A 24,807-nucleotide genomic window follows, 5' to 3' on the forward strand; every position below is an offset into this window, starting at 1 on the left:
GAAACATCATGAAACCTGCATTTTTATCTTTTTATATAATTACACTTTGTGCTGGCGCGCTTGCAGTGCCGGGCGCTGCGATGGCGCAAGCGACCAATGCACGTATTGCCGCAGCGGCAACACCGACAACCGCAGCAGCACCCGCGACCACTGCAACACCAGCAGCAAAAACCTCTGACGCTGACAGCGCTGCGACCGATCGCACGCAGGCGCAGCGCGAGCTCGAACAGGTGCGCGAGCAGATGCGCGATCTGTCGCGACGCATGGCGGAACTGTCGCTCAAGGCCGGCGATGTCGGGCCACGCGCTTACGCCTATCGTTATATCGGTGATCCGGATCGCGCCGTGATCGGCGTGGTGATCGATACCGACAAACAAGGCGCACGTATCAGCGCGGTCACGCCCGGCGGCCCGGCCGAACACGCCGGAATCAAGGCCGGCGACGTGATTACCACAATCGACGGCAAGGCGCTTTCCAGCGACGGCGATCGCAGCGAAAAAAATCTTGAGCGCACGCGGGCCGCGCTGGCCAATCTGAAAGTCGGTACGAGCAGCAAACTCAGCCTGCTGCGCGATGGTAAAAAATCCGAGGTAACGGTCGTTGCGGAACGACGCGAGGCAAAAGACTGGGCGCGGGTGATGGCCGATGCCGCGCTGCGCGGCGAAACGCCGAAACTGCCGAAGGATTTCGATCTGAATATCCAGGTGGATATCGATCGCGCGATGGCCGAGTCGCAACGCGCAATCGCCGAGGCAAATCGCGTCGGTGCCGACTACGCACGCCGCAGCACGGAATACACGCGCCGCAGCGCCGATATCGCGCACGCCACGTCGATGCATTTTTCCTCACCGCTGTGGGGTTTGAACCTCACGAGTCTGAGTCCGGATCTCGGCAGTTATTTCGGCAGCGACAAGGGTGTGCTGATCGTATCCGCGGACAAAAAACTCGAACCGCTGAAGGCCGGCGATGTGCTGCTCGCGCTTGGCGGAAAATCGGTCGAACGGCCCGAAGACGTGATGCGCCTGCTGCGCGACCAGCCAAGCGGCAAACAGATCGAGGTACGTGTCTTGCGCCAGCACAAACCGCAGACCCTGAGCATGCAGACGCCCGAATTCGGCGGCATGTTCAATCCCGAATTCACGCCACCGACGCCTCCAACTCCACCCACCCCGCCGACGCCTCCCACGCCTCCAACTCCGCCTACCCCGCCGACTCCGCCAACACCACCGGCGCATACGGGATGGATTCTGTCCTGAACAAAACGCCAGCATTCATCGGCTGAATTGCTGGCGCGACACACGTTATTGGCCGACGCGCGGGCCGTGCTAAACTGCGCGCACTCCATTGGGGAGTAGCCCCGCGCGGCCGCTGAATATCGCCAAGCGCAGCCCGCATCAACATACTTGGCGAACACGCCATGGTGCCGGCGACAGTACTCTGTCGGGCAAGACCTTTGGTTCACATGCGACGTACCCGGGCCGGGGCGGTGGCATGGGAATCATCGTGTCCGCACTGCCCCAGCCCGCCGGAGTTGCCATGCAAGCCCTCGTTGTTTCCGCCCTTGCCGTCGCCCTCGCCGAAATGGGCGACAAGACGCAATTGCTTTCGTTGATCCTCGCCGCAAAATATCGTCGACCGTGGCCGATCATCGCCGGCATCCTGATCGCTACCTTGTGCAACCACGCGCTGGCCGGTGCGCTCGGCACTCTGGTCGCGCAATGGCTCACGCCGCAAGTGGTGCGCTGGATCACCGCAATTTCATTCCTGTCGGTCGCCGCGTGGACGCTGGTGCCGGACAAGATCGATGAGAAAGACGCCGCGCGCGGCACCGGGCACAGCGTTTTCATCGCCACTGTGATCAGTTTTTTCATCGCCGAAATGGGCGACAAGACGCAGATCGCGACGATCGTGCTGGCCGCCGAATATCACCCACTGTGGCAAGTCGTGGTCGGCTCAACGCTCGGCATGCTCGCGGCCAACGTGCCGGTGGTTTTGCTCGGCGCACGGTTCGCGGAAAAAATTCCATTGCGTGCGGCGCGCATCGTCACCGCATTGCTCTACGCCGGCCTCGGTTTGTGGATTGCCTTCAGCGGCTGATCGAAGCTCCGCCGGTCGGCACGCCATAGCGGCATTTCTTCATCGGCTGCTATGCGGCTATGCGCCTTGCGCGTGCGCGTCGGCATCGACTACGCTGCGGTGATAACACCAGTCTTCCGATCATCGCGGATCGGGCCATCGTCCATTCACCGGCGGGCCCGATCCGGAGTTTTCGGTTTCATCGCAAGCAACGCGGCAGCGCCGTGTGGGGGAGTAAATCGCGTGCAGGATATTCTCGGAAACATGCCGATCAGAACAACACGCGGAGCCGCCGCATGAGCATCAAACTGCGTCTGATTCTGATGAACTTCCTGCAGTTTTTCGTGTGGGGATCGTGGCTGCTGACGATCGGCGCGTACTGGTTCCAGAACCGGCATTGGTCGGGCACGTCGTTTGGCGCAATCTTCTCGACGATGGGCATCGCCTCGCTGTTCATGCCGTCGATCACCGGCATCATCGCCGACAAGTGGATCAGCGCCGAGAAGCTGTATGGCCTGCTGCACATCGGCGGCGCGATCGTCCTGTTCACGCTGCCGATGGCGGAAAGTCCGACCACGATGTTCTGGATCATGCTGCTGAACATGATCTTCTACATGCCGACCATCGCGCTCGCGATTTCGGTGGCGTACAACGCACTCAAAGATGATGGCCGCGACGTCGTGCGCGATTATCCGCCAATCCGCGTGTGGGGCACGATCGGTTTTATCGTCGCGTTGTGGACGGTAAGTTTGCTGCACCTCGAAACTTCGGCCGCTCAGTTCTACGTCGCCTCCGCCGCCTCATTGCTGCTCGGGTTATACGCCTTCACCTTGCCGAAATGTCCACCGAAACTCGGCAAAACGCAAAGCCGCCTGCTGATCGACCGGCTTGGCTTGACCTCGTTCACGCTATTGAAAAATCCGAACATGGCGGTGTTCTTTTTCTTCGCCATGCTGCTCGGCGCAGCGCTGCAATTGACCAATGCCTACGGCGATACGTTCCTGCACGACTTCGCCACGCAGCCGCAATATCAAGGCACGATCGCGGTGCGTTACCCGGCGATCATCATGTCGATTTCGCAGATATCCGAAACGCTGTTCATTCTCGCGATTCCGTTTTTCCTGCGCCGTTTCGGCATCAAGACGGTGATGGTGATCAGCATGCTCGCGTGGTTCCTGCGCTTCGGCCTGCTCGCTTACGGCAACCCGGGCGGCGGACTGTGGATGATCGTGCTGTCGTGCATCGTGTACGGCATGGCCTTCGATTTTTTCAACATCTCCGGTTCGCTGTTTGTTGAAACCCAGAGCGATCCAAAAATCCGCGCGAGTGCGCAAGGTCTGTTCATGGTGATGACCAACGGCATCGGCGCAGTGCTCGGCAGTTCGCTCAGCGGCATCATCATCGATCGCTATTTCACCCTCGCCGATCAGAGCAAGGACTGGCACGGCATCTGGCTGACGTTTGCGATCTACGCGCTGGTGATGGCGGTATTGTTCGTGCCGCTGTTCAAACATCGGCATGATCCAGCGGCGATGCGCAGCTTGCATGCCGACAATCGTCTCGGCGCCTGAGCGTTGCGCGCAGCTGTGGAGATGCCCGCGCAAGTCATCGTGGTCGGCAGTTATGTGCAGGATCAAACCTGGTTGGTCGAACGTTTTCCGCAGGTCGGCGAAACCTTGCGCGCGCACGGTTTCAACACCGGCCCGGGCGGCAAGGGTTTTAACCAGGCCATCGCTTGCACGCGACAAGGCGCGGCAGTAACTTTCATCGGAGCGATCGGCAACGATGCGCTCGGCGGCATCGCGCAACACATCGCCAAGAATGAAAACCTGCCGTGTCGCTGGCAGATTCGCAACGATCAACCAACCGCCGCCGCCGGCATCACGGTGAATGCGCGCGGTGAAAACCAGATCGCGATCAGCCTTGGCGCGAACGAACATCTCGATGCGGATTTTGTGCGCGCGCAGGCCGACATATTCGCCAGCGCACGCGTGCTTTTGTTGCAGATGGAAAACAATCTTGACGCGCTCGCTGCGGCGCTCGATCTCTGTACACAGCACGGTTTGCTGCGCGTGTGGAATCCGGCGCCAGTGCATGCCGATCTGGATCTCGCGCTGCTGCGTCGCGCCGATATCATCACGCCGAACGAAACCGAATTCGCCCTGCTGCTGCAACGCTTCGGCAATACCAAGATCGATCCGGCAAACCTCGCCCAACAAAACGATGCCACGCTGCACGCGCTCGCGCGCCAGCTCGGTATCGCCACCGTCGTGATCACGCTGGGCGCACACGGCAGTTTTGTTTCGCATGGCGAAAACCAACGCGGCGACAGCGATGCTTGTTATCGCATCGCGCCGGAATCGGTACACGCGATCGATACCACCGGTGCAGGTGATGCGTTCAGCGGCGCGCTGGTCGCGGCACTCGTGCTTTTTCGCGAGCGTCCATTTCGCGATGCGATACGACATGCCAATCGTGTCGCCGCGCTGTCTACCGAAATCGTCGGCGCCGCGCCCGCGATGCCGAACTATGCTGCGGTAATCGCGCGTTTTGGCGAATAGGATTTTTTTCCTGCGCCGCCGAGCTTGAGTTCAATGGGTTTCTCTACCCGAAAAATGCACCCTGATCGGTCGCATTCGTAATTCACCATCACGGCCAATTTCACCGAACAATCATTTCCCGATGCGATAATCCACGGTGGATGTTTCGCCGTGTTTGCTGCAGAGGGTCGCCGAGCTACGCGTCGGCCAATTCGCAGCAAGCGACAAAAACGCTTTCGGGTTCGAACCCGTGTATGGTTTGATTCACGCATGTCTACACTGATTCAGTTTCCGATTCCGCACGAACACATTGCCGGCTATCGCTTCGGTCAAGCCGAATTGCTGCTGGCTTCCGAGCGCTTGCTCGTGGCTGGCAATGAAGTTGCGTTATCACCGATGGCCTACAAGTTTCTGCTCGGATTGTGTCGGGCGCGCGGTGCGTTGCTCACGCGCAACGACGCATTCGATTTGCTCTGGCCCGGCGGCGGCAGCGGCAGCGATGAAGCGCTCGCGCAAATTGTATTGAAGGTTCGCCAGGCACTGGCGAGCGAAGGTCGTGCGATCGCCACCGTACGTGGTCGTGGTTTTCGCATCGAATTGCCGATCGAAACCGTGTCGCTCAAACCGTTGAGCGCGGTAACCGATGATCTGCATTTCGTCGATATCTCGCCCACGAATGCAGCCACCGAGCTTGCGCCGCCCGCGTCACCAATGGCAGAGGCATTGCCCGATGATCTGGCGCCCACGGCGAAAAAATCATTGCTTTCCCGGCCACAACTGATTCTTGCCGGTGCGCTGGCAGTGCTCGCATTGATTATCGCCATGCAATTTTTCGCCACACCGAATCTGGATCTGGACGGCTACGCCATCGATGTAAAAGTTTTCGGCCCGATCAGTGCGCAAGGTACAAAAACCCTCGCAACCTCTTTGACCCGGGACGACGAAGGCGATCGCACGTCAGCGCGACAGTTGCTGCAGAGCATGGCAGACAGTGAACCACATAGCGCTGCGCCTGCGTTTTTCATGACGCTGTGGCTGAGTGGCAACAAGGAGGAACTTCAACACTGGCGGCAGATGTTGAAAGAGCGGCTCCCGCAGGATGCACCGGCCTACGTGCAACTGTTGTCGCGCTGGGTGAGTTCGGCGGGCGATACGGCCGGTGTCGAAAACGAGCTTCTGAGCGCAGCGCTCAAGCTGCAGCCGTCGGCGTGGCGCTTGCACTTGGCACGTGCTCATGTCTCGCTGCGCTTGTTCCGCTTCGACACGGCGCTGGCCGATTTGCGGCTGATTCCGGTCGCCAGACTCTCGCCACGCTATGCCATGTTCGTGATGAGTGACCGTGCCTCGCTCGGCGACGCCGAGAAGATGCAAGCCGAATTGCCACAACTGATACACCGCGCGCCCGTGCTGGCGGAATACGTGCGTGGGCGGATCGCGCTGGCGCAAGGACATTGGCAAGAAGCACAAATCGCTTTCGAGGCCACCGCGCAACATGCCGAACAGGAAACCTTGATCGGTGCGATAAGTAACTCATGGTTATATGCCGCCATCGCCGCTGGCGCTCAGCAACATTGGCAAGAGATGCAACACGATGCCGAACAGGCACGGCGTATCGGTACCGAACACAAACTCAATTTGCTCGTTGCCGATGCCGAAGTAGTGATCGGTTATTCGCAATATCGGCGCGAACTCAACGATCAAGGCGACGCGAGTTGGGATCGCGCCGATATCGCCATCGACGAGGATTCTGAATTTGCAGTACGCCTGTGGTTGCAACGCACACGCTTGCAGCCTAAGTGGGCGCTGGCGCACGCCATGCCGGAGCTGACCGGCACAGCGCTACCCGCCGGCCTGAGTGCGCTCGTCAGCGCGCGTCAGGCATGGCTGCGATGCGATGCGGAAGCGGCCAAACACGCGCTGATCGCGGCAGAAAGCGCTGGCCTCGACACCAGTTATTTCGCCGATGAAATCGACTTGCTGCGGCAGGATCTCGGTCTCGCGCGAAATGCCGTCGCGGCAGCACCGCAACTGCCTTATCCATCCTTGGCGCGCTGGATCACGTTCTGGGAAAGCGCACGCGCCGTCGGCGCACGTGCCTGCGCCGCGAGCACGACAACAACGCCGATTTCTGCACATTGAATTTCGCGCGAACGCGTTATTCGAATCCGTGCGAAAAAATATAGTCGTGGCGATTGATCACGAACTCGCTGACGCCACTCGCGATGCGCTGCCCAACCACTACCGGACGTCCCTTGCCGTCGAGCACCAGCGCTGACGCACTCGCGTAATTTCCGAACACTTCGGTTTCATAACCGTTCGGCGCGAAGGCCGTGTCCAGCGTGCCATTGGCGTTGTAGTGCGCGAGGACCAGAACGTTCTGCGTGTTCTTGCACGTGCCGCTGACAAATGCACGCCCGAGGGCATCGAGCTTGATGCCCGAGGCGCTCGCTTCGGTACATCCGCTGAGTGGCGGGCTGGCGACACCGCCGCTGCCGAAACTCGTATCGAGCGCACCAGCGCTGGTGAATCGCGCCAAGGTCATGAGCGAAGAGGTTGCACCGGTCGGCAAGGCGAAGCCGGCAAGGATCGGGCGATTTGACGCATCCACCGCTACCGCATTTGCCGCGCCGCCATTGGCGAATCCCACCACTGCGATATTGCCGCTGTTGAAGCTCGGATCAGGCGCACCGGAGGCGAGTAATCGGGTGACCGCGAACGCGCCGCTCGGATAGGCCAAACTCGCGATCGAACCTGCGACGACGATCGCCCCGTTGCCATCCATCGTGATCGCCGCAGCCTGGGCTGTGCCACCGCTGGTTTCGGCAACACCCGCGTAACCGGCAAAACCGAACGTGCTGTCGGCCACACCGGATGGCGAATAACGCACCACGGTGAAAACCGGATTGCCGGTAAGGTAACTACTGCTGTAACCGGCGACCAGAAAATTGCCGGCAGCATCCTTGGTCATCGCCTTGGCGAAAGCATCGTCCGGGCCGACCCGCGTGATCAGTTTTCCCGATGTGCCGAAACTTGTATCAATCGCACCGCCACTGGTGAACCGCGCGAGGCAGAACGTATGGTTCTGCGGCATCATCGGAGTGGTGCAATCGCCGGCCACGACAATGCTGTCGTTGGTACCGATCTGTACGGCATAACCATTCGTATTGCCGATGCCGACCGCCACATAGGCGATACCGGTGCTGTTGAACGTGAGATCTTCGTAACCGATTGAGGTCGGAAAATCATCGCCGTGATAACGCACCAGCGAAAACTGGGCGTTGCCGCCCGCGCTCGGTGTGGAATATCCCGCGACTACCATCCGGCCAAGACTATCCATCGCCACCGCGTTGACGATGGCATCGCCGGTGCCGACGTGGGTGACGGTGTAACCGCCGGGTGGATTCCACAGCGGATCCAGATCGGAGCCGGCGTTTGCGGCCGCGCTCAAGATCATCGGCGCAAAAATTGAAATCAAAACTCGTGACATCGTCATGGCTGTCCCTTGGTCAACGCGGCGAAAAGAAGGTGTGATCGGAAAGGTAGTCATTCCTGCCGCGAGAAACTTGAGCGCTGCATGAGCATTGCATGAGCATCTTGAATTTCCCCGCAAGTTCAGCGGCTTGTGCTCGACATGCACGTGCGCACGGCATCACGCTAAACTGTAGTCATGCAAATCGGCCCTTTTCTGATCCAGCCCAGCGTGGTGCTTGCGCCGATGGCCGGCGTCACTGACAAACCGTTCCGGCAGTTGTGCAAACGACTCGGCGCGGGCTTGGCAGTGTCCGAGATGACGACCGCCGATCCGCGTTTCTGGAGCACCAACAAAAGCCGCTGGCGCATGGATCACAGCGGTGAACCCGATCCGATCAGCGTGCAGATCGCGGGCTTCGATCCGGCGATGCTGGCGGATGCTGCGCGCCACAATGTCGATCACGGCGCGCAGCTGATCGACATCAACATGGGTTGCCCGGCGAAAAAAGTCTGCAACGTGTATTCGGGCAGCGCGCTGATGCAGAACGAGGCACTCGTCGCGCGCATTCTGGCCGCAGTCGTGAGTGCGGTGAATGTGCCGGTCACGTTGAAAATTCGCACCGGCTGGAATCACGAAAATCGCAACGGCGTGAGCATCGCGCATATCGCGGAAGATTCGGGCATCGCCGCGCTCGCAGTGCATGGCCGCACGCGCGCCGACCTGTATAACGGCGAGGCCGAATACGCCACGATCGCCGCGATCAAGCAGGCGGTGCGCATTCCGATTTTCGCCAACGGTGATATCGATACGCCGCAGAAAGCACGCTACGTGCTCGATGCCACCGCCGCCGATGCAGTGATGATCGGTCGCGCCGCGCAAGGCCGCCCGTGGATATTTCGCGAGATTGCGCATTATCTTGCTACCGGTGAGATTCTGGCAGCACCGGGCCGCGATGAAATTCGCGATATCCTGCTTGCGCATCTGCACGCGCTGTATGGACATTACGGCGAGCAAAGCGGCGTGCGTATCGCGCGCAAACACCTCGGTTGGTACGCGCGGGACCGCACGTTTCGCGCGATCGTCAATCGCGCCGAGAGCGCACAGGAACAACTGCGTCTGACCACAGAATATTTCGACGGCAACCCGTCGCCGGAACTGGCAGACGCGGCGTGAACACGACGGTATTCGTGAGCGTCGAATACGCGAGCGAAGGCTTCTCGCTGCATGTCGATTGAAACTATCGATCCGACGTTGTGCCCGCTATGCGGCGGTATCAATGCCTGTGTGCTCGCCAGCGGCGATGGCGATGCCGACGTGCGACGGTGCTGGTGTTTCCATGAATACATCCCGGCCGGCGCGCTTGAGCGTGTACCTGCGGCAGCGCGCGACATGGCCTGCATTTGCGATACCTGCCTGCGCCAGTTGCGCAAGCATCCCGATGCTCTGATTCTTGAAGCCACGCCGCTGCGCCTAGCCAAACTGCGAATCTTGCTCAAGCAGCAGAGTTGATTCCAGCGAGGCGCCGGAATGTGCGTTGCATCTCATCCCGATAGTGCGGCGCACAAAAGATGCTTGAATGCGATTGTGCGTTTCAAATTGAAGGTATACGCTCGGGACGGGGGCAACTGTTGCGCATGCCGGGATCGCGCTATGGCAATTTTGTTTGAAACACATGCTGGCCGAGCAAATCGGCGAGTACGACCGCCCCATACTTTCGAGACGGTTCGGTCTTGCTGGCCATCGGGGTTTGCCGCGCCATCATGACCACGATCAATCATCGCGCAAACTCATCCAGGCGTCGGAGTCGCGCCGTTGGCCACGAACTTGAGACACCATCGAGGACTATACCCTTGAATATTCCAGGCAAGACCATCGCGGCGTTGCTGCTGACGCTCGTGGCAACGGCGGCGCAAGCCAGCGTGCACGATCACATTTACGCCAACAGTTTTGACATTGCAGCCGATGCGCCGGCGAGCAAGGCTGAAGCTTCGCGCTTCCTGACCCAGGCAACGTTCGGCCCCAACCAGACCGATATCACGCGTCTAATGGCAGTCGGTTACAACGAGTGGATCGAGGAGCAACTCGGCATGCGCGCGACGCTTGGCGAGCCCACGGTCGAGGCCGTCGTCAACGCACGTATCGCCGGCTCCCAGAACACCGGCCAGACGCAGCGCCTGAATCGCTGGTTCTGGCAGGCGACCTACGCCCCGGATCAATTGCGCCAGCGCATGGCGTACGCCTTGAGCCAGATTTTTGTTGTCTCCGACCAGAGCAGCATGATCAGCGGCGATGTCGTGCCGATGACTGCTTACAGCGATTTGCTCGCGAGCGACGCGTTCGGCATCTATCGCACCTTGCTCAGCGACGTGACGTACAACCCGACCATGGGCAAGTATCTCAACGCATTCCGCAATCTCAAGCCGAGCGCGACCACCAGCCCGGATGAAAACTATGCACGCGAGGTGATGCAGCTGTTTTCGGTCGGGCTGATCCAGCTCAACATGGATCATTCGCCGCTGCTGGTCGGCGGCCTCACTGTGCCTACCTACGATCAAACGGTCATCACGCACACCGCAAAAGTGTTTACGGGACTGACTTACAGCGATGCGCCGATCGGCACCGGCGCAAATTTCAGTGGCGCGAATTTTTACGGCGGCAGCCTGACGTTTGCCGGGCAATATAATCCGATGCAGTGCTGGGGCACGGAATTGTTTCCGTATTCCAACGGCAATATGCGACACGACATCACCGGCGACGACGGCACCTTGCACACCGATAAAACCGTGCTCGGCGGCGCGATCATTCCTTCGGGCCAGGATTGCGATGTCGACCTCGGCGCCGAGATCGACATCATCGCCGCGCATTCGAATGTTGCGCCGTTTATTTCGAGCCAGCTGATCCAGCGTTTTGTCACGAGCAATCCCTCGCCGGCCTACATCCAGCGCGTGGCGACGGTGTTCAACGGCAGCACCGGCGATCTCGGCGACGTGCTCAAAGCCATTCTCATCGATAGCGAAGCACGCAATCCGCCGGCAGCCGGCGCCACCAGCGAAAGCGACAGTTACGGCAAATTACGCGAGCCGATATTGCGCCTCACTGCAATGTGGCGCGCATTCAATGCCGCTGCGCCGGCCGCGGATATCTACGGCGAGATCGGCATGACTGGCAATACCGGCTTCCTCACCGCGTACGGACAAGGGCCGCTGGAATCGCCGACCGTGTTCAATTTTTACACGCCCGACTATCAACAGCCCGGAGTGTTTGCGACCAATAATTTGAACTCGCCGGAGTTGCAGATTCTCAACGAATCCACCTTGTATTCGTCGATCAATAGCTACTACAACTTCACCGCCAATTCGTATGTAGGCATCAGTCCGTTGCCGAGTACACCGCGGCCGATGATCGATCTTTCTTCGCTGACCGTGAACGTCGCCACGCCGGCGCTGATGGTAGCCACGATCAATGCCAACATGCTCTACGGCACCATGTCCACCTCGATGCAATCGGCGCTGACCAACATGATCCAGTTCGGATTGAACGGTGCAACCGCCAACGAGAAAGCCTGGTCGCTGATCTACGTGACCATGTTATCGCCCGAATATGCCGCGCAGCGCTGAGGAATCCACCATGAGCCATACCCGAAATTCCCGCCGCGACTTTCTCAACAAACTAAGTTTGCTCGCTGCCAGTGGCGGCGCCGCAGCCATCATGCCGCAGCTGCGCATGATGAATACCGCGCTCGCGAGTACCAGCTCGCTCACCGGCTACAAGGCGCTGGTGTGTGTGTATCTGAACGGCGGCAACGATTCCTGGAACATGCTCGTACCGTTCGACAGCAACGGCAGCAACTTGCGCTTCGATGTTTACGCTGCCGCGCGCAGTGGCGTGTACGATCCGGCGGCAAATAGTGGCGGACTGGGCCTTACGTTACCGATCGGACCGAATATTACCTTGCAGAAAGTCATCGACGGCAACGATGCAAATTCAGCCACCAATCAATACTTTCTGCATCCGAGTTTCACCACGCCGTATTCGACGCAGACGCCATTGTCCACGCTTTATACGCAAGGCCATCTGGCGTTTGCAGTGAATGTCGGCACACTGACCAAGCCGATCGTTATGGCCGATTACAATAGCAGCGCGGCGAACCGGCCACCGCAATTGTTCTCGCATTCGGATCAAACCAGCCAGTGGCATCAAGGCAATACCAGCGCCAGTTCGGCGGTCGGCTGGGGTGGGCTGTGCGCCGAAAACCTGCAACTGCAGGGCGCGAATCTGACCACTAACCCGAAGCTGGCGCTGGCGATCTCGCTGGCCGGCGCAAATCGTTTTGAAGTGGGTTCGGGTTCGGTGCCATACCAGATGTCATCGAATGGCCTGACCTCACTCAGCGGCGTGTGTAATCCAACTTGCACCGTCGGCGCCACCAGCAGCGGTCGCGATGCGGCGCTCAACTCGATCATTGGCGAAACCTACGCCAATGATTTCTCGGGTGAATACAACGCAGTGCTGCAGCGTGGACGCAGCCTGTACAACCTCATCGGCCCCAACCTGCCGCCAGCGTCAAACACCTACGTGCCGACGACCGCTTTCCCGCCCAACAACTCGCTGGCTGCGCAGCTCAAGACCGTGGCAACCATGATCAAGCTGTCCAAGATGCAAGGGTATGCATCGCGCCAGATCTATTTCGTCCAGCTTGGCGGATTCGATCTGCACTCGGGCTTGATGTCCGGCGGCGGTAATCACGCGTCGCTGCTGACGCAGGTGGGACAGGCGCTCGGCGCGTTTTATACCTCGCTCGGCCCGACCGACGTCAACGCACAGAGCGAAGTCACTGCATTTACCGTGTCCGATTTCGCGCGCACGTTGCAATCCAACGGCTCGGGTTCCGACCACGGCTGGGGCGGCTTGCAGATGGTACTCGGCGGGGCAGTGCATGGCGGCAAACTGTATTCGAATGGCGGTGGCCCGATCAGCGGATTTCCGAATCAATCGCTTGGCGGCACCGGCAGCCCGGCGCCGAACAACTTCTCGCGCGGGCAGATGATTCCGGGCATCGGTGTCGAGCAGTACGCCGCCACGCTGGCGCAATGGATGGGCGTTTCGGCGACCGACTGCAACACCATTTTCCCGAACCTGCACAACTTCACGAGCAAGAATCTTGGGTTCGTCTGAGTCGCGGGATTTCGTGAAAAAAACAGGTGCGACATCGCCATTGCCGCGATGGGCGATCGTGGCTATCGCGGTCGCCAGCGCGCTCGGCGCATCGATGCTAGGACGCTCTGCCAGCCAGAGCGTCACGCCCAGCGGCTGCACCAGCATTCAAAATGTTCCGGTGACTTATTCCATCACTTACGGTGCGGCGGTGCAGGGTTTGTTCGATAATTTTCTGACCAACGGCGGCACCGAAGGCTGTGTCGATTGCCATACCGCGCCACCCTCGGCAGGCGGTCTCGATCTTACTGATGGCGTTTCCTGGTCAAACCTGGTCAACGTGCCCAGCGCTGCAGATGCAAGCCTGAAATACGTCGTTCCAAACCACCCGGAACAAAGTCTTTTGTTCCAGAAGATCAATTGCGATACGCCGGCCGTCGGCCACCGCATGCCGCTGGTTGATGGCCCGTTAAGCACCGAACAACAGGCGCTGATCTACGACTGGATTGCCGGCGGTGCGCCGGCACTAACGACCAATACCCTGTTCCGCGACGGCTTCGATATTCGCGGCTTTGATCAGTAAGCCTGACTGATTATTCGCGTTTTCGTGCTGTAGCTGATCCGGATTGCATCATTTCTTGTCGATGCTGGTCTGCGTCACGGCGGGCTCGAAATCGCGCGCAGAAGAAAATCCGAAACTGTTAAGCTGCAAATCAGTCACGGGGCGTGTATCATGTGCGCCCTATTTATCTCTCCATCCGAAACAAAGGATATATGCGACGATGAGCAGCTATCTCTTCACCTCCGAATCCGTTTCCGAAGGTCATCCGGACAAGGTCGCCGACCAGATTTCCGACGCCGTTCTCGACGCCATTCTTGCGCAGGACAAGCGCGCCCGCGTCGCCTGCGAAACGATGGTGAAAACCGGCGTGGCGATCGTCGCTGGCGAAGTGACTACATCCGCGTGGGTGGATCTTGAAGCGCTGACGCGCAAGGTGATTCTCGACATCGGCTACAACTCCAGCGACGTCGGTTTCGACGGCGAAACCTGCGGCGTGCTGAACCTGATCGGCAAGCAATCGCCGGATATCAATCAAGGTGTGGATCGCAAGAATCCGGAAGATCAGGGCGCGGGCGACCAAGGCCTGATGTTCGGTTATGCAACCAATGAAACCGCCGACGGCATGCCGGCTGCGATCCATTATTCGCATCGTCTTGTCGAGCAGCAGGCGAAGATCCGCAAGCAGAAAAAATCGCCGTTGCCGTGGCTGCGCCCGGATGCAAAAAGCCAGGTCACGTTGCGTTACGAAGACGGCAAGGCGGTCGCGATCGACGCCGTGGTGTTGTCGACCCAGCACGATCCGTCGGTCAAGCTCAAGGATTTGAAAGAAGGCGTGATGGAACTCATCGTCAAGCCGGTGCTGCCTGCGAAATGGATCCACAAAGGCACCAAGTTCCACATCAACCCGACCGGCAAGTTCGTGATCGGCGGCCCCGTTGGCGATTGCGGCCTGACTGGTCGCAAGATCATCGTCGATACCTACGGCGGCTGGGCACGTCACGGCGGCGGTGCGTTCTCGGGCAAAGATCCGTCGAAGGTCGATCGCTCGGCAGCGTATGCGGCGCGCTATGTGGCGAAGAATATCGTTGCGGCAGGTCTGGCCGATCGTTGCGAAATCCAGGTCAGCTACGCGATCGGCGTCGCCGAACCAACCTCGATTTCAGTGACCACGTTTGGCACCGGCAAGATCAGCGACGACAAGATCGAGAAGCTGATCCGCAAGCACTTCGACCTGCGTCCGTACGGTATCATCAAAATGCTCGACCTCGTGCATCCGATGTATCAGCAGACCGCGAGCTATGGCCACTTCGGCCGCAGCCCTTACGATGTAACGCTGCCGAATGGCGAAAAATTCACCGCGTTCTCGTGGGAAAAGACCGACAAGGCCGCGATGCTGAAAAGCGATGCCAAGCTGAAGTAATTCAGCTACGTCATCAAAAAGAGCCGCTGATTGCGGCTCTTTTTTTGCGCGTTTTGCCAACCGTTTTACAGCGGATGCATCAATCGCGACGAACGTTGCGAGTTTTTCTTAGCCAATCAAGCGACAGGCTTGCCACGCAGCAATCGCGCCGGCAACAGCAATATCGCGCGCAGAAATTCGAAAACTCCCTCTACCGCAAAACCGAGCAAACGGAACGGCAGCAGCACCAGCCAGATCAGCGGATACAAGAGCAAGACGAGCAGCGCCAGCGGCCAGCAGAAAATGAACAACAGCAGCCAGAGGATGAAAGTCAGCATGGCGATGATTCCTGATTAAGCACTCGATTGGTTTCGACATGGGGTTGGTCGACGCGTGCGCAAGGCAACCATGACATCAGTAATGGATGCATGTTGAATTTGCTTTTAGCGCCAGACAAAACAAAGCCCGCTTGCGCGGGCCTTGTTTTGTCAAATACGACGGGCCATCACCGTCGCAAGATTCGTCAAATCACGGACAACTGATTTCGACACTACCTTCAAATTGATCACGAAACAGCTTGTCGCCATTCGGCAATACCAGGAAGGTCGCTGGTTTGCTTGCCGATCCGCCGTGGATATTCTGCGCGCTGAATACGACGTTGTACGGCGTGGTACTGGCCGATCCACTTGCCAATGTTCCGCTCAGGATATGCGTAGCTGGATCGAGCACCAACGTGGCTGGCAAACCGGTTGAGGAGTAACTCAACGTGCCACTGGCCGGATCGGTGAACAAGCTGCTCAAATCCAGATTCAGCGTATCACCCTCGCCCACCACCTGTTTACGCAGAGTGCATGCCGCGAGCGGATTCAGATCAATGCTGATCGTCACCGTGACCGGCGCGGAACACGCTGTTGGCACCGCCGTGGTGTCGCAGACGTTGTAGCTGAAGCTGTCGCTGGTCGTGCTGGAACCATCGTGCAGATAGCTGAACGTACCATCGCTGTTGAGCGTGAGCGTGCCGTGAGTTGGTGAGGCATTCAACACGGCAGTGAGCGTGTGGCCTGAAGGCCCGCTTGCGGTCGTCAACACACTGCTAGCGCCGCCGACCAAGGTGCTGGTCAACGCGCCTTGATTCAGCTCGATCGCAGCTGCCGCGCCGGTGGGCGTACAGACGACATCGATCGCCGCTGTGGCGGTCGAATTGCTGGTGCCGCTGGTCTCCGTATAGGTGAAGCTGTCCGCACCGCAATAACCGGCTGTCGGTGTGTAGCTGAAGCCACCATTTGCTGCCAGGCTCAATGCGCCGTGCGTGGGCGCGACAAGTATCGTTGCGCTTGCGCCAGTCGTCGGTAAATCGTTGCCCAACACACCCGGCGCAGCTGTCGTCAGTGACGCATCCTGATGAACCGAAAAACTGTCGTTGGATGCGAGCGCAACATTCGGTGCGGTCTGCACACAAAGGTTCAAACCCCACGTCGACAAGGTTCCGCCATCCGGCGTTGCGGCGTCGTTGACGCTCAACGTCCACGTGCCGTTGGCCGGGCTGTTGATGAGGCCGGCGAGCGGGTTGCTCGGCTTGTAAGTCAGGCCGCCACCGATCGGCGCCGGGGTGCAATTCCATGTACCCGGATTGCCTGCTGCCTGATCGTCCAGACCGAGACTCCATGCCGAACTGGTCGACCCGCAGGAAGGCGCCATCACCTTGACGTTGGTATTCGAGGGATTGATCAGGTTAAACGAAAGATCACTGAAGTAAGTGTGAGTACCGGTCAGGCTGACCACACTTACGCTGCCGAGCGTGCCGGTCAAGGTGCTGGTGAGTGTGGAGGTGATCGTGCCTCTGGTGGGAATGGTCTTCGGCACATTGGTGCTGTTGAACACCTGACACGTGGCTGCGTTGGTGACAAAACTCTGCACGGCGGATACGCCGCTGCCGCAAACATCCATCGCGGTCACACGCCAGTAATACCGCGTATTCGGCGCGAGCGGGCGATACAGCGAGAAACTGGTCGTGCTGAGCGTGACCGAGAATGCGGTCGTGGTGAATGCCGGATCGGTCGATACTTCAAGCAGATAACTTTGCGCATTGGCAGATACCGCCCAACTCAAGGTCGGGGTCGTTGCCAGGCCATACGCATTCGCTGCCGGCGCGCTCAACGCAGGCGCAACGGGCGCTGCTGTGGTAACCGACAATGCCATTGGCGCGCTATGGCTCAACGCCCCCGAGGTGCCCGTAGTCGAGAATGGATAGGTACCAGCAGCAAGACCCGTGGTACTCACGTTCAATGTTGTCGTGCCGCTGGGCACGACTGCTAACGGAGTAAATGTCGGTGTCGCACCCGCCGGCAAACCCGTCGTGGTCATGTTGACCGAACTCGAAAAACCAAGCTGCGCCGCCAGGCTGAGGTTCCACGTTGCCGGCGTGCCGGCGCAAACCTGATTCGCGTAGACGTTGCTGCTGAGGCTGAAATCCGCGGTGCTGGTGCAGTTGTAGCAGACCAGCGCGAAATCCTGATTGTTGGTCGCCGCCGTACTGATCGCCTTGCCCGAAAGCGTGGTCGCTGTGACCGTTACGGAGATGGCACCAGTGGCGCCCGCCGGCACAAAAATCGCCTCGTAATTATTTTTGGTATCGGTGACGGTGGCGCCGGCCGTGCTGAAGCCGCCAGTCGCATTGAACTGATTGCCAACGTAACTGCTGGCACCGATGGTCGCCTTCAGATCGAGATTGTTGATCAGAATGCCGCCGGTAGAACCGGTGCCGGCGACACTCGGTGCATCGCTGTAGACCATGACGATACGCACCGGCTTGCTCGGATCGGCAACCTGCGCGGTAAGCGTTGCGGTGGCGCCCGCTGTAGTGAACGGGGTGGTTTGATCCTGCACCACCTTGGGAGTGTTATCGAATGCCGCCGACAAATTCGGCATGCCATAACCCTGCACGTTCGATGGCAGTTTGTCGTTCGCACTCACGCCCGTGAGATAGGTAGGATGCGCGATCAGGTAGGCCTTGAGCATCGCGGGACTCGGCAGTGCATCGCTGAACTTGTTCTGCAGCCAGTAATACACCAGCGAGGCGGTGCCAGCGATGGCCGGGGTCGAATGGCTGGTGCCTGATGACGATGCAAAAATGTATTGTCCGCTCGGACGATACGCATCACACACCCCGAGCCCGTTGTACAACGGATTCGGACTGGCGGTACCTTGAATATGCGTGCCGGGTGCAATAATTTCGGGCTTGATGCGCGTGCCTTTGACCGGGCCGCGTGATGAGAACGCGATCACATCCATCGCGTTATCCGCCCCGGTGTTATCGACTGCGCAACCGTCGGTCCACAAACCATCTTCATCACTCGGGCGATAATTTTCCGAGGCGCCGACGGTCAGGATATTTTTCGCCGTGCTTGGTGTGCCGATGGTGGACACACCACTTCCAGCGTTACCAGCGGCGAACACAAACAGCATGCTTTGCTCACCGGCGGTGGTGGTATCGGCATCGCGCGTGGCGACGTCGTAAGCACGCGCTTCGGCGTCGTAGGCGTTACTAGTCGAGCTCCATGAGTTGCTGGAAATGCGTGCGCCTTGCGCATACACCGCCTTGGCCAAGCCAGGCGTGGTGCCGCTGCCGCATGCTGCAAGCGAGGTATCAAAAGGGCCAGCATCGCTGAATACCTTGCTGTGTCCGAGGCGGGTATACGGACTCAGACCAAGGCCGCGCGAATAACCCAAAGTATCTTTGTAGGGGAAGCCGAGACGCACGTCGTAACCACCGACGATATTCGTGTTCAGGTGACCATGACCCTCAATGCCACTCGCCGTCGCTGAAGTGCCGCAATTCGTGACGTAGGCCAAGCGCGTGGTTACGCCATCGCCGTTTTTCGTCAAGGTGGCGTCGCCACCACCATTGGTAACTGAACCGTTACCAAGACCATCATCGGATACATCGACAATCGGATAATCGGCCGGATTGGTCGAGAAGCCGCGCGCCGCGAGGAAGTCCAGATAACCCGGTGCCGATGGCTGACTGCCGCCCGCATTCAGGATGCCAGCGACGATTTGATCCTGACGCTCATCCTTGCGTGCGCGTTCCGCGTATTCCTCGATCGCGAAAACTCCCGGCAACTGCGCAATCGCCGCGAGGTCGGTTTCGTTCAACATCATGCGCACCGCTTCGATGCCGGCAAGGTCGGCCCACGCACTCAGTGCCGAGCCTTGCGCGAACTGCAATACCTGCGCCTTGACGTCGGCGTTACCGGGATAAGTGACGACCGATACCGTTGCCTTGAAAACCTTGCCACTGGTCAGACCGGCGGCCACGCGATCAGCGAGCGGACGGCTGAGTTTCATATACGGCGAATAACTGCCGGTGTACTGGATCACGCCGCCTTGCGCCACTCGTTGCGCGATACGTTGGATCGCGGCATCGTCGGCTTGCACGATATACGCATTGTTCGGAATGTATTGGACGATGCGCACGCCATCCTGCTGTAACGCCGCCAACCATTCGTTGACGACCGGGCCGACAAACTGCACCAGTTGCAACGAGGCGCCGGAGGTTTTGCGCGTCTCGAATTGCGCCGGCACCGCGGGATCCGCGTCCTGCGTCGGGTCGACCTTGACGGTATCGAATTCGATGCTGTCGTCAATCACCGTTGCCTGATTTTTGCTCGCGATCGTGAGCTTCGACAAATGCACCGCATCAACGCGATACAGCAGGAAAGTGCCGTAGTCGTGCAACAATTCCACGCCCGGTTCGACAGGCGCGTACGCCCCGACCGGAACGACGACGCGAGTCGCCATGATCGTTGGCGCAACGGCGGTAGTCGCCTGCGTCAGCGTCGCCGCCATCAGGCATCCCAGCGCCAACACAACCTGCAAAGAACCCGTGTTATTCGGGTGACTTAAATTTCTTTTCAACATGATGTTTCCCCAAACGTAAATGCAAACGAGCACACGCGACGCCGACTGATCGAGCCTCCGATCATCACGCGCCCCTGCGCGAAACCAGTCACGAACATAGGCAAGAATTGCCGTCTCTTGCGCCGCCCCGTGCAGGCGCAAGATCACGCTTAAAAAGCGCTAAGTGATGCTATTGAACACCTAATCCTGCGGCTTGCCATCGACCTTTAGGCTTAGTCAGATGCGCCGCAAGATGCTGCGGAAATCTGTGGCGACGGCGCGAATTGGCAGCGATTTCGAGAAAGTTGCCAGCCACAGCATGCCGAAACCTTCCTTTCGCTTCAGCGGATGGTTTCGGGTGCAATTGAAAATACATCCTATTGCCAAAAACTATCCGCCTTTAGGCTCGACCTGATTGCGGTGGAATTGCTACAGTCGGGCAAATAGGTTGATCGAAGGAATTGTCTTGCCCAAGAATCTGGTGCGCTTCGCGTCGCGCATTTTTCCCATTCCGCTTATCAGAATGGCACTTTTTCCGGCGTTGCTCGCGCTTATGCAAGTCGCGAGTGCGGAACGACTGGAACCGCCGCTGGAGCTGCTCTACAACCCGTTGAACGTGCTGGTCAGTGGCAAGGTCGACGAGATCAATCCACAAGGCCGTATCGTGTTTGCGCGGCAGGATGTGCTGAGTGCAAAGATACGCCCGCCCGAACTGATCGATGTCAGGGTGCCGACTCAAACTCTGGCTGACGTGAAGGTCGGCGAAAGTTACCTGCTGGGCTACAGCATTTATGCACGTGATCCACGCAAGCCCGAAGCGCTGATTGGCAGCCCGTTGGGGCCGGTGCTGATCGTGAGCGAAGGCCTCGAACCAGCGCTGTTCCGCGACACCGCCGAAGTACGAAAACTGCTCAAACTCGGCCGTAGCGAGCATGGCCGGGAATCTCGCAGCAGCTTGGATTTGCTACTCGCCGCGCTCAAAAGCGACGACTCGCAGCTGCAGAATCTTGCGGCCGCACAAATCACGATGGAACCCGAGCTGCTGCAGCGAATCAAGCCGTCCGACCTGCCCGCAATCAAGGCACTGGTAGCAAATGATCAAGCACATCCCGCCGCGCGCGCGATTCTGCTGGTTGCAGCCAATCGTCACCCGCAGCAATTGGGGCAGGCATGGCCAACCGAGATGGCTCTCTCCATCCTTACAACTACGCCTATTGACTTAAATTTAACCAAGTCTTTAGACTTAGGACAGTTAGTGCTTTCTGCGTTCGATATGTTGTCCACGCTATCCAGCGATCTTCCCCTGGCAAGCGTGACGCGATGGATCGGCAGCGCGAATTCGGGAATAGCCGAACGAGCATTGCTGATCGTGCGCAAACAAGCTCCCGATCAGGAGCGCGTTGCGATTCAACAAGCACTCGACGATTCCACACTGGCACCGCTGACCCGAGAGTTTTTGCAAGACCACTTGCGTCGCCTGAATTTGACCGACGACAAAGCGCATAACACTGCGACGGATTCGCAAAAACACTAGCCCATGCAGCATCGGGGTTTGGCGGGAACCCCCGTCTCTCGTGCTGCAGAGTTTCCACAGCCGATCCAGCTATCTCCAGGGGAAATCTATGTACTTGAACAAAACATGGCCTTTGATGCTCAGCATCTCGGCCTGTTTCGCGGTTAGCTCGCAAGCTGCATTTGCCAGCACTGAGCAAACAAGACCACAACCAAAAATAGTCATGGATGCGCGCCACGATGTTTCCGCGCCGATGCGCGACATCGCCAAGACGCTCCCGGTCGAAGCGCCGAAAGGTACCGACGAAGCGCCTTTCCTGATTCCAAACCTGTTTCTCAAGCCACAAAAAAACCAGTTCAACGGCAACGGCGCATTGCTTGATCTGCAGAAAAATCCCTCGATCCAGAAAACGTTTACCGGTACGCCGGCACCGGCAATCATCAAGAGTTTCGACGGCATCAACGCAGCCAATAGCGGCTGCGGTTGCGAACCACCGGATACCAACGGTGACGTCAGTGACGTGCAGTACATTCAATGGGTGAATAGCGCGTGGGCGATTTACGATAAGTCCACCGGCGCAGTGATACCAAACGGTCCGTCCAGCTATACCGCAGGCAGTTCGTTCTGGGCCGGATTCGGTGGCAATTGCCAGACGCACAACGACGGTGATCCGATCATGATCTGGGATGCCATCGCACGACGCTGGATGGCAAGCCAGTTTGTGGTTCCGAGCGGTTCCGGCAGCAACGTCGGATCTGCCCAATGTTTTGCGATCTCAACCAGCGAAGATCCGACCGGTAGTTATTATCGCTATGAATTCGATTCGACCTACTTTGGCGACTACCCAAAAATCGGCATCTGGGCCGACGACAGCGGCACGCAGGATGCGTATCTGTTGACCACGCACCAGTTCGATGAAGCCAATGGTGAGGCATTTGTCGGCGGCGCACTCGTGGCCGTACAGCGCGACAACATGCTGCAAGGTTTGCCGGCATCGATGGTGGCGTTCGAGAATTACCCAGGTGCGGCTGACAACTACGGCATTCAGGCCTTGCATCTCGGCGGAACCAGCAAGGTCGCGGCCTTCAGTTGTCCGGCGTTTGTGCATTTCGATTCCTCCAGCAGCAGTTATCGGTTCTGGGATCTTTGCCTTGACTGGACCTCCCCCGCCGCCAGCGTGCTGTCGGCCGTGCCGACCCAGCTCAAGGCGAATCAGCAGTTTCTGCCGGATTTCGATTCCTCGGTACAGCCTGGCACCGCGGCGGTACTCGACAGCTTTGGTTCGAACATGATGTATCGCGCCACCGCACGCGCGTTTCCTGCAGGCGCACCTGAGCGTGTGTCCGTCGTGGTCAATCACACCGTCAAGGCCGATGCCAATCAAGGCGGCATTCGCTGGGTGCATTTCGGCTTGAACCCGGGGCCGAGCGATCGCATTTTTGCCGATAACTTCGAAACCATCGGCGTGCCGCCGATTCCGCTGATCGCACCAACCGCGCTGACCAAGGCGATTCTCGACCAAGGCGTGTACGCACCCGACACTGATACGCGCTGGCTGGGTAGTATCGCGATCGATGCGAACGACAATATTGGCTTGGGGTATTCAGTATCGAGCAGCACCACCAAGCCACAGGTTCGCACCACGGGCCGCACTGGGTCGGATCCCGCCGGAACGATGCGCGACGAGCAAAGCTGCGTCGTCGCCAACGGCGTGCACACCGGCACCGGTGGTCGCTGGGGCGATTATTCGACGATGAGTGTCGATCCGTCGGATCAGTGCACGTTCTGGTTCAGCACGGAATATTTCCCGATCAATTCCGTCAGCACCTGGTCGACACGCATCTGCAGCTTCAAGTTTGCGAATTGCGGCACCGCCGATTTTGCGCTGGTATCCGACACACAAACCCGCCTCGAAATCTGCGGAGCAACCGCCACGAGTGACCCGAGTTATGCGCTGCGCGTCGGAGTATTGAACGGTTACAACAGCGGCGTGACTTTGGCGGCGACGGGATTCCCTGCTGGCGAAACGCCGACTTTCTCGTTGAATCCGCTGCCATCCACGCCGGGCTCATCATTGCTCACACTAGTTGGCGGTTTGTCGTTGCCAACGGGCGAATACAGTGGTGTGGTTTCGGCGACCGATGCTGTGCCGAACAGCCGCTCGCTCAATCTGCAACTCGGGGTATCGTCGAGTGTTCCTGCGCAGCCAAGCTTGCTCACGCCGTCCGACGGTGCGAGCGGCGTCAAGGTTGTGCAAAACCTCACGTGGTCGGCAACGCTAGATGCGCTGCATTACCTAGTTGAAGTAGCCACCGATTCCGGATTCAGCAATATCGTCGCCTCTGCCACCGTGGATAACACGAACTGGTCGACCCCACTGCTGCAAAACACGACCACGTATTACTGGCGCGTCACCTCACTGAACTACTGCGGCACCGGCGCGGCTTCCAACTCGGCCTCGTTCACCACCGGTGTTCCAGGCACCTGCCCGGTTGGCACCACCTTGACCAACGTTTACACCGAAGGCTGGGATAGCCATACGGCCGATGGTTGGACGCGCGATGGCAGCGGTGGCACTGGCACCAACAGTAACTGGACGTTGACCGCGACGCCGAACTCCGGAACCGGCTTCGGCACCGGCAGCTATGCGTATTACATCAAGAACAACACGGTGACGAGTGATCGTGGCCTTATTTCACCAGCTATCGTTATTCCATCGACCGGCGTGCAAGCAGTGCTTCTGTCCTACGACGTTTATCACGCGATGGAAGACAACGGCCCTGGCAGCTGTTATGACGGTTTGTACCTGCAAGCCAAGGCCAGCCCGGCTACAGTGTTTGGTTATCTCGGGCCGGAACGCATGCTGACCGATCCTTATACCGGGTTGTCGGATTACAGCACGACCACGCAAGAGTGGTGCACGGTTTCGCCGGGTGCAAAACCCAAACACTCGATCGTGGACATGGATAGTTTCGCCGGACAAACCGTGCAACTGCGTTTCGATGCCACTACCGATAGCGGGGGCGCGACAACCACATCGCCGAATGGCGTTGCAGTCGACAATGTCAAAATCGACGTCTGTCAGTAAGACGCCTATCGCGACCGGCCTGATCAGGCCGCGTTAAACCAGCCACCGCCTTCCTCCAAAGGCGGTGGCTTTTTTTTGGATAAAAGCTGTGTCTAGCCCATCTC

Annotated in this window: 17 protein-coding genes and 1 riboswitch; of the genes, 14 read left to right on the plus strand and 3 right to left on the minus strand. The window is 58.8% G+C overall.

Features of this window, described 5'->3' with window-relative positions; translation table 11 throughout:
* The first annotated feature begins 8 nt into the window (after window positions 1–8).
* The 5 genes from ELE36_RS16845 to ELE36_RS16865 all read left to right on the plus strand — a co-directional run bounded on the left by ELE36_RS16845 (window position 9) and on the right by ELE36_RS16865 (window position 6,755).
* Window positions 9–1,256: a PDZ domain-containing protein gene (locus tag ELE36_RS16845; protein WP_129835343.1), complete on the plus strand. Its 1,248-nt coding sequence runs from the start codon at window positions 9–11 to the stop codon at window positions 1,254–1,256.
* An 81-nt stretch (window positions 1,257–1,337) separates the two neighbouring features.
* A riboswitch (yybP-ykoY riboswitch) is annotated at window positions 1,338–1,516 on the plus strand.
* Window positions 1,517–1,536: 20 nt separating this feature from the next.
* Window positions 1,537–2,097: a TMEM165/GDT1 family protein gene (locus ELE36_RS16850; RefSeq protein WP_129835345.1), complete on the plus strand. Its 561-nt coding sequence runs from the start codon at window positions 1,537–1,539 to the stop codon at window positions 2,095–2,097.
* A 275-nt stretch (window positions 2,098–2,372) separates the two neighbouring features.
* Window positions 2,373–3,647, plus strand: coding sequence for a nucleoside permease (locus ELE36_RS16855; RefSeq protein ID WP_129835347.1), 1,275 nt, complete (start codon window positions 2,373–2,375; stop codon window positions 3,645–3,647).
* 21 nt (window positions 3,648–3,668) lie between these two features.
* A complete protein-coding gene (locus ELE36_RS16860; protein WP_129835349.1) occupies window positions 3,669–4,637 on the plus strand; it encodes a ribokinase in 969 nt (322 codons plus the stop codon).
* A 249-nt stretch (window positions 4,638–4,886) separates the two neighbouring features.
* Window positions 4,887–6,755 (plus strand): winged helix-turn-helix domain-containing protein, encoded by a 1,869-nt coding sequence (locus ELE36_RS16865; protein ID WP_129835350.1) that lies wholly within the window; start codon window positions 4,887–4,889, stop codon window positions 6,753–6,755.
* Window positions 6,756–6,771: 16 nt separating this feature from the next.
* Here ELE36_RS16865 and ELE36_RS16870 read toward each other — a convergent pair whose 3' ends face one another.
* A complete protein-coding gene (locus tag ELE36_RS16870; RefSeq protein WP_207215802.1) occupies window positions 6,772–8,103 on the minus strand; it encodes an NHL repeat-containing protein in 1,332 nt (443 codons plus the stop codon).
* 180 nt (window positions 8,104–8,283) lie between these two features.
* Here ELE36_RS16870 and dusB point away from each other — a divergent pair, with 180 nt between their 5' ends.
* From dusB to metK, 6 genes are all read left to right on the plus strand, one after another.
* On the plus strand, window positions 8,284–9,261 hold the full coding sequence (gene dusB / locus ELE36_RS16875; RefSeq protein ID WP_129835353.1) for a tRNA dihydrouridine synthase DusB: 978 nt from the start codon (window positions 8,284–8,286) through the stop codon (window positions 9,259–9,261).
* Window positions 9,262–9,312: 51 nt separating this feature from the next.
* Window positions 9,313–9,597, plus strand: coding sequence for a cysteine-rich CWC family protein (locus ELE36_RS16880; protein WP_129835355.1), 285 nt, complete (start codon window positions 9,313–9,315; stop codon window positions 9,595–9,597).
* A gap of 341 nt (window positions 9,598–9,938) precedes the next feature.
* Window positions 9,939–11,705, plus strand: a complete 1,767-nt coding sequence (locus tag ELE36_RS16885; RefSeq protein WP_165371664.1) for a DUF1800 domain-containing protein — start codon at window positions 9,939–9,941, stop codon at window positions 11,703–11,705.
* A gap of 10 nt (window positions 11,706–11,715) precedes the next feature.
* Window positions 11,716–13,263, plus strand: coding sequence for a DUF1501 domain-containing protein (locus ELE36_RS16890; RefSeq protein WP_165371665.1), 1,548 nt, complete (start codon window positions 11,716–11,718; stop codon window positions 13,261–13,263).
* 160 nt (window positions 13,264–13,423) lie between these two features.
* Window positions 13,424–13,825, plus strand: coding sequence for a c-type cytochrome domain-containing protein (locus tag ELE36_RS16895; protein WP_207215803.1), 402 nt, complete (start codon window positions 13,424–13,426; stop codon window positions 13,823–13,825).
* A gap of 199 nt (window positions 13,826–14,024) precedes the next feature.
* On the plus strand, window positions 14,025–15,224 hold the full coding sequence (gene metK / locus ELE36_RS16900; protein ID WP_129835363.1) for a methionine adenosyltransferase: 1,200 nt from the start codon (window positions 14,025–14,027) through the stop codon (window positions 15,222–15,224).
* Window positions 15,225–15,340: 116 nt separating this feature from the next.
* On the opposite strand, the gene ELE36_RS16905 is transcribed toward metK, so the two are convergent.
* Window positions 15,341–15,541 (minus strand): hypothetical protein, encoded by a 201-nt coding sequence (locus ELE36_RS16905; RefSeq protein WP_129835365.1) that lies wholly within the window; start codon window positions 15,539–15,541, stop codon window positions 15,341–15,343.
* A 190-nt stretch (window positions 15,542–15,731) separates the two neighbouring features.
* Window positions 15,732–20,123 (minus strand): S8 family serine peptidase, encoded by a 4,392-nt coding sequence (locus ELE36_RS16910; RefSeq protein WP_129835367.1) that lies wholly within the window; start codon window positions 20,121–20,123, stop codon window positions 15,732–15,734.
* Between the two features lie 220 nt (window positions 20,124–20,343).
* Between ELE36_RS16910 and ELE36_RS20420 the strand changes: the two genes are divergently transcribed.
* From ELE36_RS20420 to ELE36_RS16920, 3 genes are all read left to right on the plus strand, one after another.
* Complete coding sequence (locus tag ELE36_RS20420; RefSeq protein WP_165371666.1) at window positions 20,344–20,517, plus strand: hypothetical protein; 174 nt, start codon at window positions 20,344–20,346, stop codon at window positions 20,515–20,517.
* Window positions 20,518–20,568: 51 nt separating this feature from the next.
* Window positions 20,569–21,636, plus strand: coding sequence for a hypothetical protein (locus tag ELE36_RS16915; RefSeq protein WP_129835369.1), 1,068 nt, complete (start codon window positions 20,569–20,571; stop codon window positions 21,634–21,636).
* A 202-nt stretch (window positions 21,637–21,838) separates the two neighbouring features.
* Window positions 21,839–24,703 carry a hypothetical protein gene (locus tag ELE36_RS16920; RefSeq protein WP_129835371.1) on the plus strand — a complete coding sequence of 955 codons (2,865 nt, stop codon included), beginning with the start codon at window positions 21,839–21,841 and terminating at the stop codon, window positions 24,701–24,703.
* Window positions 24,704–24,807 lie beyond the last annotated feature (104 nt).

Source organism: Pseudolysobacter antarcticus (assembly GCF_004168365.1).
Taxonomy (GTDB): Bacteria; Pseudomonadota; Gammaproteobacteria; order Xanthomonadales; family Rhodanobacteraceae; genus Pseudolysobacter; species Pseudolysobacter antarcticus.